Genomic DNA, 11,873 nt, shown 5'->3' with positions numbered 1-11,873 from the left:
CAAGCCGATAGTGCTCAAAACGCCTTCGCCATTTGGAAACCGTTTGCGTCGACACCTTGTGCCGGGCCGCGATTTCACGCCCGGGAAGGCCTTCGGAACTGTCCAGGATCAGCTCCGCGCGTTGCTTCTCGGCCGCTGGCGTTTTGCGGCGCCGTACCCACTGCTGCAGCTCGGCACGCTCAGAATCCGACAGGTCCAGCTTGATCGGTTTGCGACCACGTTGAGCCATCACGCCCCCTCTTAAACGGAGATCAACCCATGGCCTATATTGTATAATGAACTATTGTTAAAGCACACTAGGGGGACACCGAGGCACGTGGCAGGGCGGGGGGCTCGCTGATCAGCCCTGGATACGCCAGCTGCCGTCCGGCTGACGACAGGCCGTGCCATACACCTGCTCCGTCCGCCCACCGATTAACGCATCGATGGTGTATTCGCGGCAGGGACCGGCGGTGGTCTCATAGGTCCGAGTCGGCACCACGGTGTACTGGTGACCACTGTCCGGATTGACCCACTGCGAAGGCACTCCGGTCCGCACGCTTTCCAGCGTCTGCGCGGTCTTCGACCGGTCGACCTCGTCCATGGACTGACCCACCGAGCCACCAATCGCCGCGCCCGCCAGGGTTCCGGCAATAATCGCCGCAGTGCGGCCGCGGCCGGCTCCCACCTGCGAGCCGAGTGCCCCGCCCAGCACGCCGCCGATCACCATCCCGGCCCGCTCCTGCGACCCCTGATAGGTCGCACAGCCGCCGAGACCCAGGACCGCCGCCAGGACGATCGCGAAAGAAACATTGCGCCACATGAGCATTCCTCCACTGGCGAACCGTACCTGAACCCGCGGGGGGACCAGTAGCGGTACTGGTGTCCCCCTGACCGGAGTATAGGCCACCCAGGGCCCGCTCTCCGGCGCCCGGTGCACCGGGACCGGGCGGTCAGCCGGGCGGCTTCTGCGGGCCGGATGCGGCGCCCTTCGGCTCCGGCTTCGAGGCATTGATCGCGCGCTGGAAGACCCAGCTCTTGATCTCGCGGATCTGCTCCACCATGGTCCGCGACAGCGGTACCGTGTTGATCACGTTGCGGATCACGTCGCGCTGGTTGAATACCCGCCCGTCCTGGTAGGCGTCGATGCGCGCCGACTTCACCGCCTGCTCGATCTCGGCCCCGCTCCAGTCCTCGGTACTGGCCGCCATATAATTCAGGTTGAAGTCCTCGAGGTTGCCGCCATGGCGCTCGACGTGGATGCGCAGGATCTCCTTGCGCTCCTCCACGTTCGGCAGGTCGAGGAAGAACAGCTGGTCAAAACGTCCCTTGCGCATCAGCTCGGCCGGGACCTGCTGGATGCGGTTCGCGGTCGCCGCCACGAATACCCGGGGCGACTTCTCCTGCAACCAGGTGAGGAAGCTCGAGAAGATATTCACGTTGCCGGCGCTGCCGGCGGCGTGGCTGTCGAAGCCGAAGGCATTCTCCAGTTCGTCCACCCACAGCACCATCGGCGCGATCTCCTCGGCGATCCGGGTGGCCCGGGCAAAGGCAGTTTCCGGAGTGCCGAAACTGCCGGACAGCACCAGGCTCATGTCCAGCCGGACCAGTGGCAGCCCCCAGGCAGTGGCGATCGCCTTGGCGGCCATGCTCTTGCCACAACCGCTCACGCCCATGAACAGCACCCCGGCCGGCAGCGGGACGTTGTCGTTCCAGGCCTTCTCGGTAAACAGGTCGGCGCGGGTGCGCACCCATTCCTTCAGGTTTTCCAGACCGCCGATATCCTCCAGCGAGCGCTGCGGTGGATAGAACTCGAGGCAGCTCTCCTTGCGCAGGATCTGGCCCTTTTCCTCCTGCACCTCGGCCAGCATCGCGGCCTCGGCCATCGGCTTGCCGCGGAACAGCCGCGCACTCAGGTGCCCGACCTCGTTCAGCGACAGGCCGCGCATCCCGGCCGCCAGCCGGAACAACTGTTCACGCGGTATCTCCGAGGTACCCCGGCTATGCTCGAGCTGCTCAAGCACCTCGGCCTCGGACGGCAGATCCACTTCGACGAGGAAGACCTCCTTTTTCAGGATCTCCGGCAGCTTCAGCAACGGGCAGCTGAGGAACACCACGTTGCGTCCCTTCTTCAGCTGGTAGTACAGGTCGCGTACTCCGCGCACCAGCGCCGGGTTGCCCTCGAACCACGTGGGCAGATCCTTCAGCAGGACCATGCGCGGGGCATCCGTCTCGCCGGCCGCCACCCGCGCCACTGCCGCTACCGGGTCCGTCGTCGGTTCATTCGGGTCGTCGTGCTCGCCGAACCCGTGGCTCGCCGACCAGACCTCCAGATGGCCATCCTCGCCGTAGAACGAGCGCGCGACCGAGCGCAGCAGCCGCTCCATGCGGTTCTCGTCCCAGCCGAGAAGGTAGAACACCGGATAGTGCGACTTGAGCCCGCGCAGGATCTTGTGGGCCGTCTGATTCTCCAGCTTCCTGCTCAATCCGCGTCTCCACACCGGGTGCCTCAGCCGAGTGTACCGATCCGCAGCGCCGGTGCGAGCCGGCCACCGAACCTTGTGATTGCACATCCGCTACTCTGACCGCATCACGCCGGACGCTCCCCGGAGGGCCCTCTCAATGACGCACTCCCGCCCCCGATCCACCTGGAGTTCCCGCGCCAACATCGGGCGCGGCCTGCTGGTGCTGCTGATTGCGCTGGGCATCGGCATCGCGCTGTGGGTGGGCGATCCGGTCCGGCTGCTGGCCTGGGGCGATGCCGTCGCGGGCGGCCCCTGGGCCACGGCAGGACTGGTGCTCCTGATGGCCCTGATGCTGACCTTTGCCCTCCCCGGTACGCTGGTGCTCTGGTTGATCGCCCCGTTCCACCCTCCCCTGTTAGCGGTCGGCCTGCTCCTCGCAGGTAGCGTCAGTGGTGCCTGGGGTGCGTACCGCGTGTCCGCCCGCCTGGCGCGGCATCCCGATCAAGAACACCGCGATGACGCCTGGCTGGCCGATTTCCTGCGCCGCCACAGTGGCCTCGCGACGCAAATCGCGCTGCGCGTGTTCCCCGGCTTTCCCCATTCGATGGTGAACTACGCCGGGGGCGCGCTGGGCCTTCCACTTGGCCGTTTCCTGCTGGCAGCCGTGCTCGGGCTCGCGGTCAAGTGGGGCGTGTACGCCGCCGCCATCCACGGGACCACCGACGCCCTCGCGACCGGCGAGGCCCTGCAACCGCAAACCCTCCTGCCCCTGTTCGCGCTGGCGGTACTGTTGCTACTGGGCGCCGCGCTGCGCCACCGGATTCAGCGCCGGCACTCACGGCGCATTGAGACCGACGAATGACACAGCGGATGGCGCTGTCCCGCCCGCCAAACCGAGAACGGCTTCCCGGGGCCTATCCAGCCGGTCTGTGACCACCCGCCAGGTTGGTTACACTATTGCGCACCATTCAAGCCCGGCCACCGCGTGACCCACGATACTGCCCCGCAGCAACATTCGGACATCGGCGACGTCAACCAGCGCTTCTACGATGGGTTGTGGGCGGACACGCGTCTGGTTCACCCGGAGCGCTTCAACACCTGGGGCCTTGTATCCAGCCTGGCCGTATCGCATACCCGCCGGCTCGAAGTAGGGCCCGGCATGCGCCCGCGCCTGCCGATCGCCGGCACCCACTTTGTCGATATCAGCCCACCGGCCCTGGCCGCACTGGAAAGCGCGGGCGGCATCACCCACACCGCCCCCATCTCCGCCCTGCCCTATGCCGACCAGAGCTTCGACCTGGTGTGCGCGCTGGATATCGTCGAGCACGTGGAAGACGACGAGGCGGCCCTGGCCGAGCTTTCGCGGGTGGCGGCACCCGGGGCTCGGGTACTGCTGTCCACCCCGCTACACCCGGAATACTGGACGCCGTTCGACGACATCGTCGGCCACTACCGGCGCTATGAACCGGCCAAGCTGACGCAACTGCTGGAACGCCACCACCTGCAGATCGAGCAAAGCGCCATCTTCGGCATGAAGCCCAAATCCTCGCGCCTCAATGACCTCGGCATGTGGTTCCTGCAACGTCATCGGCCCGTGGCGATGAAGGTCTACAACCGCTTCCTGATGCCCCTGGGACTGCGCCTGCAAAAGCCCCTCGAATTGACCCCCGGCATGGTCGCCACCGACGGCGTCGAAGAGGTCTTTCTGGTCTGCCGCCGCGCCTCCTGAAGCAACACGCCCCCGGCCGCCCTCGACACGACCCGGATCGATGGCGACTCAAAGCCCCGCTCCACACCGGGCCTGCTTGATGGAAACCCTCGTCCGGGCGTACTGTCTATAAAGGCAAGAATCCCGAGAGACCATCCAATGCTCGACCTGCTGCGTTCACGTTCCACCTACAGCGATCAGCGCTTCCAGTTTTCCCTTCTGGTGCTGGCCACCGGCTTCGTGCTGACCCTGCAAAACCCGCAGGCGCAGGAATCCGCTGCGGAATTGTTCTCCAAGGTGGAGTTCCCGAATTTCGCACAGGTCCAGGACATGCGTCCGCAGCTTCCGCCACCGTGGATGGAAGGCGATCAGCTGGTGAGCGAAGACAGCGAGTCGACCCCGGTAGTCACCCTGCTTGAGCGCGAAGACGCCCGCTCCGCCGATCCGCGCGAACGCCCGACCCGCGCCGCCGACGCAGAATAAGCCCGGCGGGGGTAATCAGAGCCCCGCCGCGCAGACCCGGTTGCGCCCCTCGCGCTTGGCCCGGTAAAGCTGCCGGTCCGCCTCCCCCAACAAATCCTCCGGGGCCACGGATCGTCCCCCATCGACCGCGGACACCCCGACACTGACCGTCACGGCATCCGTCACGTTGTCCGGGTGGCCCAGCTGCAGTGACTCGACCTTGCGGCGCACCCGCTCGGCAACCGCCCGCGCACCCTCCAGCGTGGTATCCGGCAGGATGCAGGCGAACTCCTCGCCGCCGTAACGCGCTACCAGGTCCGTGGGCCGGTTTGCCGCGGCGCGCAAAACCTGCGCGACCTGGCGCAGGCAGTCATCCCCACGCTGGTGGCCAAAGCGGTCGTTGTACGGCTTGAACTGGTCGATATCGATCATCAACAGCGCAAGGTTCACCTCGCGCCGCGAGCCACACTCGCGCTCCAGCACGGCATCGAATTCGCGCCGGTTGGCCAGACCGGTCAGGCCATCCACCCGCGCCTGGCGTGCCAGCTCCGCCTCCACCTTCTTGCGCGCGAAGGTACCGGCGATGATATCGGCCACCACCTGCAGCACGGCGATCTGTTCGGGGCTCCACTCGTGGAGCCGGGCCACCGAATCAAGGCCCAGAATCCCGAAGGCCTTCTGGTCACTGATCAACGGGATGAGTAACAGGGACTCGATGTCCTGGCGCCGGAACTCGGCCTGCTCCACCACCGCAGCCTCGGGGAGCGCATCCACATCGGGGACGTGCACGATGTGCCCCTGCCGAATCTGGCGAGTCACCCAACCATGCGCCTCAATGGATACCCCCTGCATCTCGTCGAGGAAGGGGGCGATGCCGGGCGCGCACCACTCGCTCACCAGGTCCATCGTCTCATGGTCCGGGCGAAAGCGGATCACGTAGGCTCGGCCCATCCGGAAGAACTCGCCCAGTCGTTGCAGGGCCTGCGCGACGGCCGCGTCCACCGCGTCCGCCGACAGGTCCGCAAACTGCGCGGAGATCGCCGAGACCATCGCCTGCAACCGATATTGGTGCTGTGCCTGGATCTCCAGTTGCTTGCGCTCGGTGACGTCCTCCGCCATCACGCTAGCCCCAAGCAGCGCGCCATCGGCATCGAAAAACCGCTGGGCATACCAGGACAGCGTGCGCTCGTCGCCGCTACGGGTGCGGATGGTGGCCTCCAGTCCCGCGACCTCGCGGCCTTCGTGAATGATGGCCTGCGCCTCGGCGTCGACCGCCACACGATACTCCGGGTCGGGAAAAAGCCATTCCCAGATACCGGCGTGTCCCACGACTTCCTCGCGGCTGTATCCGCTGATCCGTTCGGCGGCCCGGTTCCACAGCGTCACCCGTCCCTCGGTATCCAGGGTATTCACCCAGACCGGGGCGTATTCGATAATCTGCGAATGGAAACGCGCGGAGAGGTCTGCCGCCATGATCATCCTCGCAACGGGAAACATTCGGCGCGTGCCGCAACACCGCCCGGCGAACACGCGCAATCCCATCCGCCTATTCCAATGAGGTTAGCAACATTCCCCGGCCTTCGCGTCAGAAAAGACAGCCGTTTGTTAGGCTGCCGTTGCGCCCCCCTAACGAGACGCTGATTCGCATGACCGAATCCTTCAAGGCCCTGCTCCTGGAACAGCAGCCCGACGGCCCGGTAGCCACAATCCGGACACTCACCCTCGACGACCTGCCCGCGGGCGAGGTCCTGCTCCAGGTTCACTATTCAGGGCTCAACTACAAGGACGGCATGATCCTGCAGGGGCTGGGCAACCTGGTGCGGGATTATCCGCACGTGCCGGGCATCGACCTGGCCGGGACCGTGCTCGAATCGGCAGACCCGCGCTACCGGCCGGGCGATCCCGTCGTGCTGACCGGCTACCGCGTCGGCGAGGCCCACTGGGGCGGCTACGCCCAGCGCGCGCGTGTCCGCGGCGACTGGCTGATCGCTCAGCCGCCCGGCTACAGCGCGCGCCAAGCCATGGCCGCAGGCACCGCCGGCTTTACCGCCATGCTGGCGGTGCAGGCCCTGGAGGACCACGGACTGCAACCGGACGCCGGCGAGGTCCTGGTCACCGGTGCCTCCGGCGGCGTGGGCAGCATCGCCGTGCGGCTCCTGGCACGCCTGGGCTACGCGGTCACCGCCGTGACCGGACGCCCGGAGAACGCCAACTACCTGCACCAACTGGGTGCCAGCACCATCGTGGCTCGCGAGGCGCTGGCCGACGCGCCGGCCAAGCCGCTGCTGGGCGAACGCTGGGCCGGCTGTGTGGACACGGTCGGCGGCGACATGCTGGCCCATGTACTGGCCGGCATGGCCTACGGACGTTCGGTGGCCGCCTGTGGCCTGGCCGGCGGCCCGCAACTCCAGACCACGGTCCTGCCGTTCCTGCTGCGCGGGATCAACCTGCTGGGGATCGACTCGGTCCTGTGCCCCGCCGCGCGGCGGCGGGCAACCTGGGAGCGCCTGGCGGCGCTGCTCCCCGGGGATGATCTCGACGCCATCACCAGCGAGATCGGCCTGGGAGACCTGCCGGACTACGGCGAACCGATCCTGAAGGGCCAGATCCGCGGCCGAACCGTAGTCCGACTGGATTAGCCCCCCCGCCCGAACGCGAACCGACTATGCTGGGCATACCACCCTGGAGGCGCCCGTGACCGAACTCGAAACCCGTCTGAAGCACATCCGTGACCGTCTGGCCGAGCTGGAGGCCATGGCCCGCGAGGACACCACAGAGGCCGCCCACCGGGTAACGGCCGAGTTGACCCGGGAGATCAATCAGGCAATGGAAGACGCCGCCGGTATGACCGATGGTACCCACGCGCCTGCGGCCAGCGAGCCACGTGCCCCCCGCGACCCGGTGGAAAAATGCCCGCGCTGCACCCTGCGCAGCTTCACCTTCCAGGACGGCACGATCCGCGAACACGCGAACCAGCCGGGGCATTTCGAGGCGCAATACCACTGCATGAGCTGCGGCCACGAGGCCTGGCGCGAACTGGGCAGCCGCTGATTGATTACCGTCAGCGCCCTACGGTACTGACGACCGACGAACCCGCCTTGGCAGGCTAAACCTGGCTCTGTGTCCAGCGCACGATATCCGCCGCCCCCATCGCGCCCGGCTGGCGCGCCACTTCGCGTCCGCCGCGGAACAGTGCCAGGGTCGGGATACTGCGGATCGCGAACCGCCGGCCCAGTTCCGGCTCCGCCTCGGTATTCACCTTCGCCAGCCGCACGGTCGGCTCGAGATCCGCCGCGGCCTGGCGGAACTGCGGGGCCATCATCTTGCAGGGGCCGCACCACGGCGCCCAGAAGTCCACCAACAGCGGGATGTCGTTACGCTCGAGGTGGCGGAGGAAGTTCGTGGCGGTCAGCTCCAGCGGCTCGTGGTCGAACAGCGACCGATGACACTGGCCACACTTCGGGCCGGCCCCCAGCCGTGTCGCGGGGGTTCGATTCACCGCATCACAATGCGGACAGACCACATGCAGGGCTTCACTCACGGCAGCACCTCGTTCCAGACAGAAGAAGAAAAGGCCAATACCCTGATCTTACTCCGCGAGCGCTTGGATTAATCCGTCAGGCCGCGGGATGCCGGGCGAGAAAGTGTTCGGTGCGTTCCACCGCGCGGCGTTCGTTGCGGTCGTTCCAGGATTGCCCCACCAGCTTGCGCATGGTGCCCTCGATGGTCCGCGTCACCAGCAGGTTGCTCAGCATCCGCGCCACATTCGGCAGGTCACGCGGAAACGCCCGCAGTGCCATGGAAAAGCTGATGTCGTCATACAGCACGTAGTGCCAGAACCCGGGCGGGATATAGAGCGCATCCCCGTGGCGCAAGTCGGCCAGGTGGCCACGCACATGCCGCAGCCCCGGATGGCGCTGGTAGTCGGGGTTCTCGAAGTCCACCGAGGCCAGCGCACTGAACGAGAATGGCACGTGATACATGTACGGCGTGTACTCGGGACCGACCAGCAGTACGCGTTTCGGCCCGCCAAAGTGGCACAACAGGATATCCGGGCGGTCGATGTCAAAGTGCATCTGCACGCGCGCGTCCTTGCCGCCCATGAACAGCACGGGCAGCTTGCGGAACAGGTGCAACCCGATTTCGGGAAACTCGAAGTCGCGCGCCAGCGCCGGCCGGGCGGCAACCAGGTTGAAGAAGAACAGGCGCAGGTCGCGCTCGCCCCCCTCCAGAAGGTCCAGATACTCCGCCAGCGGCATGTGCAGGGACGCGGCGTGCTGATGCCCGTTGTCGCGCGCGGGCCGGCTGTCATACAGCGGCACCACGGCATCACCGGCGACCTCGCGGAAATAATCGGGCGCCCAGCGCTCCCGTGCCGGCCACCCACGGGTCAGCTCCTCCAGGATCACGGGTTGCGCGACCGACTTGTACTGCCGCAGGAACGCATCCCGTTCGACAAGCCCGACCCGCTCTACCGGCGTAGTCTCGATCATTTCCGCTCCCGTATCCTCGCCCGGGAAAGCCCGTCAGCCTACCAAGCCCGTCCGCTGCCCGCGATCCTGCGCCGCAGCCCGCGCTGCGGCAACAGCCAGGAAGACAGCAGATGCGTCAGCCACCACACCCCGGCACACACCGCCATGACCACCGCCAGCCATGCAACGGGGTGCATCCACTCCTGCACCTGTCCACCCGGACCCAGCACCCAATTCACGTTGTTGTCGGCATCCGCCAGCGCGAAGGTCAGCAACAGGATGGCCCAGCCCAGCACTACCATGTAGCGCCAGGCACGGGGGTCATACCCGAGGCGCCAGACCATCCAGATCAGCACGAACGGAAGCGGCAGGTGGTAAAGCGACAGCAGGCGCACGAACAGCGGGATCTCGGGGTTGAACATGTAGTGCACAACCCCCAGCGGGGCCCAACCCCAGACCGCCATGCTCAGCAGGAAATCCAGCACCCAGCCCAGCTCCAGCAGAACCACGGCCACCAGCATCATGCTCGCGATCCGGCGACTCTCCAGCCAGGCCGCCAGCAGCCCGCCCAGTAACGCCACGTTGGAAAACCAGAGGAAATTGAACCAGCCGTGCACCACTGCATACACCGGGACCAGTACCAGCACGAAGGCGAGATAGCTCCACTTGAAGGCGCGCGGGACCCTCTCGCCACTCCCTGTTTTGACCCGCATGCGCAACCCTCTTCTTGCCCGTCGGTGCATTCGGGCTCAGGGTAGCAGCATGGCCCACGTCCCCCGGAAACGCATCGCCCCATGAGACGGCTGTCGGTCCTTTTCCTCGCCCTGTTGCTGGCCGCCGCCCCGGCCGCACTGGCTGCGGACACCGCTGAACCGCCGGCCCCCACCATTGGCCTCGCGCTGGGCTCGGGCGGGGCCGGAGGGCTGGCGCATATCGCCATGTTGCAGGTCTTCGACGATCGGGGGGTCCTGCCCGACCGCATCACCGGCACCAGCATCGGCGCCGTGATTGGCGGGCTGTACGCCGCGGGGCTCGATGCCGACGAGATCTTCGACCTGTTCGACGAATTTTCCGGATCCGAGCTCGATGCCCTGACCGGGCTGGCGCGCTCCGAGATCAAACTGCTGGACCTGGTCCCACTGCGACTGGGCCGCAATGCCCTGTTCGATTCGGGCGAGTTCCTGCGCTTTCTCGCCGAGCACACCGAGGCGCGCGACTTCGACGACCTGCGCATCCCCTTCGCGGTGGTCGCCACCGACTTTCGCACCGGCGAGAGCGTGGTGATCGACCAGGGCGACCTGTTCCTGGCGATCGAGGCGAGCATGGCGGTGCCCGGCCTGTTCGAACCGGTCCGGCACGGCGACGGCCAGACGCTAATCGACGGCGGGGCCTCCAACCCGCTGCCCTATGATCTGCTGCAGGGCGAATACGACTACGTGATCGCCGTCGACGTGTCCGGCAATGGCTCGCCGAACGCCACCGAGGACATCGGCATCACCGACCTGCTGTTCAAGAGCTTCAGCATCATGCAGGGCTCCATCATCCGCCACATGACCCGCCTGGACCCGCCGAATCTCTACCTGGTACCGGATACCGGTGGCATCCGGTTGCTGCATTTCAACCGGATCGACGCAATCCTGGAGAAGGCGGAGCCCGCCGCCGGGGAACTCCGCGACCAGCTCGATACATGGGGCATTGCGCCCCCGAACCCGACCCAGTAACCCGTGCCACGCAGCCCGGTCAATAGTCGATCCATGCCCTATACTCGCGGCTTTCGCCGCAACGGACGCGGCGCCAAGGGGAGCCTGCAAGAGCCGTGACCCGCGACAACCCCGATCCCCGGCCAGAAGCCGAAGACCCGCCCCCGGAAACAGGCGCCGGGCGCCATGAACTGTGGTTTACCCGACGCGATGATCAGGTCTTCGGGCCCTACCCTCAGCGCACGATCAGCCGCTTCCTGATCCTGGGCCGGCTGCGCCCGGAAGACCAGGTCAGCCTCGACCGCGAGACCTGGTGGCGCATCGACCAGCGCCCTCACCTGATCCCCGAAGAGTTGCAGAACGCCCACACCCCGGAGGGCCGCGAACGCCTGGACCAGGCCCGCCTGCGCGAAGACGAACGCCGACGGGAACGGCGCGACGACAACCCGCCCGCCGAGATCCGCGAGCGCCGCAAGGGCGACCGCCGGGGTCCCGAGTCGCCCGGGACGATCTCCCATCGCCAACAATGGGCCGAGATCCTGGAACGGCCGGTGCCGCCCTGGAGCGAGTGGGTCCGCGGGCCGCGGCCCTGGATCGCGGGTGGCCTTGCCGTCACCCTGGCCATCGGCCTGCTGCTCGCCTTCGGGCTTGCCTTCGAGCGTGACCCCGGGCCCGACTGCGAACAAGCCGCAGGGCCCGGCATCAACTGGAACTACTGCGACAAGGCCGGCGCCGACCTGCGCAATGCCGACCTGACGGGCGCGTCACTTCACAGCACCCGCCTAACCGGGGCGCGCCTGCACGGCGCACGGCTGACCGACGCGGATCTGCGTTTCGCGGACCTCACCCTGGCCGGACTGGAGGGCGCGAATCTCGCTGGCACCAACCTGACCGGCGCGGACCTGATCCAGGCCCGCCTGGTCGATGCCAACCTCGAGAATGCCAATCTCGCCCACGCCAACCTGACCGATGCCGACCTCTCCGGTGCCCGGCTGGATGCTGCTTACCTAAGCCGCAGCATCTGGACCGACGGCCGCATCTGCGCCCGTGACTCGGTCGGGAGCTGCGACTGACCCGCGTGCGCGGC

The 11,873-nt window shown here is 66.9% G+C and carries 14 protein-coding genes; 7 read left to right on the top strand and 7 right to left on the bottom strand.

The genetic code is table 11. The features are described 5' to 3' along the window. The 3 genes from D578_RS15615 to D578_RS0111585 all read right to left on the bottom strand — a co-directional run. The coding region (locus tag D578_RS15615; protein WP_018950112.1) for a helix-turn-helix domain-containing protein at positions 1-229 on the bottom strand (229 nt) is incomplete at its 3' end. A gap of 111 nt (positions 230-340) precedes the next feature. Beyond that, positions 341-802: a glycine zipper 2TM domain-containing protein gene (locus tag D578_RS0111590; RefSeq protein WP_018950111.1), complete on the bottom strand. Its 462-nt coding sequence runs from the start codon at positions 800-802 to the stop codon at positions 341-343. Positions 803-932: 130 nt separating this feature from the next. After that, a complete protein-coding gene (locus D578_RS0111585; protein WP_018950110.1) occupies positions 933-2,465 on the bottom strand; it encodes an AAA family ATPase in 1,533 nt (510 codons plus the stop codon). 136 nt (positions 2,466-2,601) lie between these two features. On the opposite strand from D578_RS0111585, the gene D578_RS0111580 reads away from it, so the two are divergent. The 3 genes from D578_RS0111580 (at position 2,602) to D578_RS0111570 (ending at position 4,635) form a co-directional block, all read left to right on the top strand. Beyond that, positions 2,602-3,306 carry a TVP38/TMEM64 family protein gene (locus tag D578_RS0111580; RefSeq protein ID WP_018950109.1) on the top strand — a complete coding sequence of 235 codons (705 nt, stop codon included), beginning with the start codon at positions 2,602-2,604 and terminating at the stop codon, positions 3,304-3,306. Positions 3,307-3,429: 123 nt separating this feature from the next. Then, positions 3,430-4,173, top strand: coding sequence for a class I SAM-dependent methyltransferase (locus D578_RS0111575; RefSeq protein WP_018950108.1), 744 nt, complete (start codon positions 3,430-3,432; stop codon positions 4,171-4,173). 138 nt (positions 4,174-4,311) lie between these two features. Then, entirely contained in the window at positions 4,312-4,635 is a 324-nt protein-coding gene (locus tag D578_RS0111570) for a hypothetical protein (RefSeq protein WP_018950107.1), read from the top strand. A gap of 15 nt (positions 4,636-4,650) precedes the next feature. Here the strand turns inward: D578_RS0111570 and D578_RS0111565 are convergent, their stop codons facing one another. Next, complete coding sequence (locus tag D578_RS0111565) at positions 4,651-6,087, bottom strand: diguanylate cyclase (RefSeq protein WP_026289318.1); 1,437 nt, start codon at positions 6,085-6,087, stop codon at positions 4,651-4,653. 173 nt (positions 6,088-6,260) lie between these two features. On the opposite strand from D578_RS0111565, the gene D578_RS0111560 reads away from it, so the two are divergent. Both D578_RS0111560 and D578_RS0111555 read left to right on the top strand, forming a co-directional pair. Then, positions 6,261-7,253: an MDR family oxidoreductase gene (locus D578_RS0111560; RefSeq protein ID WP_018950105.1), complete on the top strand. Its 993-nt coding sequence runs from the start codon at positions 6,261-6,263 to the stop codon at positions 7,251-7,253. A 55-nt stretch (positions 7,254-7,308) separates the two neighbouring features. Continuing rightward, the gene (locus D578_RS0111555) at positions 7,309-7,665 is read left to right on the top strand and encodes a hypothetical protein (RefSeq protein ID WP_018950104.1); all 357 of its coding nucleotides are present in this window, start codon (positions 7,309-7,311) and stop codon (positions 7,663-7,665) included. A 55-nt stretch (positions 7,666-7,720) separates the two neighbouring features. Here the strand turns inward: D578_RS0111555 and trxC are convergent, their stop codons facing one another. The 3 genes from trxC to D578_RS0111540 form a co-directional block, all read right to left on the bottom strand. Then, the gene (gene trxC / locus D578_RS0111550) at positions 7,721-8,155 is read right to left on the bottom strand and encodes a thioredoxin TrxC (protein ID WP_018950103.1); all 435 of its coding nucleotides are present in this window, start codon (positions 8,153-8,155) and stop codon (positions 7,721-7,723) included. A 76-nt stretch (positions 8,156-8,231) separates the two neighbouring features. Beyond that, the gene (locus D578_RS0111545) at positions 8,232-9,107 is read right to left on the bottom strand and encodes a cupin-like domain-containing protein (RefSeq protein ID WP_018950102.1); all 876 of its coding nucleotides are present in this window, start codon (positions 9,105-9,107) and stop codon (positions 8,232-8,234) included. 38 nt (positions 9,108-9,145) lie between these two features. Further along, positions 9,146-9,733: a hypothetical protein gene (locus tag D578_RS0111540; RefSeq protein WP_026289317.1), complete on the bottom strand. Its 588-nt coding sequence runs from the start codon at positions 9,731-9,733 to the stop codon at positions 9,146-9,148. 147 nt (positions 9,734-9,880) lie between these two features. Here D578_RS0111540 and D578_RS0111535 point away from each other — a divergent pair, with 147 nt between their 5' ends. Both D578_RS0111535 and D578_RS0111530 read left to right on the top strand, forming a co-directional pair. Continuing rightward, complete coding sequence (locus D578_RS0111535) at positions 9,881-10,807, top strand: patatin-like phospholipase family protein (protein WP_018950100.1); 927 nt, start codon at positions 9,881-9,883, stop codon at positions 10,805-10,807. Positions 10,808-10,902: 95 nt separating this feature from the next. After that, entirely contained in the window at positions 10,903-11,859 is a 957-nt protein-coding gene (locus D578_RS0111530; protein WP_018950099.1) for a pentapeptide repeat-containing protein, read from the top strand. Positions 11,860-11,873: the final 14 nt, after the last annotated feature.

This window comes from Thioalkalivibrio sp. ALMg11 (genome assembly GCF_000377905.1).
Classification (GTDB): Bacteria; Pseudomonadota; Gammaproteobacteria; order Ectothiorhodospirales; family Ectothiorhodospiraceae; genus Thioalkalivibrio.
The sequence above is the reverse complement of the archived record's forward strand: the minus strand, read 5'-3'. Positions and strand labels throughout refer to the sequence as shown.

Excerpts from the sequence above, each read along its gene's own strand:
- D578_RS0111590 (WP_018950111.1), bottom strand. The coding sequence starts at position 802 with ATGTGGCGCAATGTTTCTTTCGCGATCGTCCTGGCGGCGGTCCTGGGT.
- D578_RS0111580 (WP_018950109.1), top strand. The coding sequence starts at position 2,602 with ATGACGCACTCCCGCCCCCGATCCACCTGGAGTTCCCGCGCCAACATC.
- D578_RS0111570 (WP_018950107.1), top strand. The coding sequence starts at position 4,312 with ATGCTCGACCTGCTGCGTTCACGTTCCACCTACAGCGATCAGCGCTTC.
- D578_RS0111565 (WP_026289318.1), bottom strand. The coding sequence starts at position 6,087 with ATGGCGGCAGACCTCTCCGCGCGTTTCCATTCGCAGATTATCGAATAC.
- D578_RS0111560 (WP_018950105.1), top strand. The coding sequence starts at position 6,261 with ATGACCGAATCCTTCAAGGCCCTGCTCCTGGAACAGCAGCCCGACGGC.
- D578_RS0111545 (WP_018950102.1), bottom strand. The coding sequence starts at position 9,107 with ATGATCGAGACTACGCCGGTAGAGCGGGTCGGGCTTGTCGAACGGGAT.
- D578_RS0111535 (WP_018950100.1), top strand. The coding sequence starts at position 9,881 with ATGAGACGGCTGTCGGTCCTTTTCCTCGCCCTGTTGCTGGCCGCCGCC.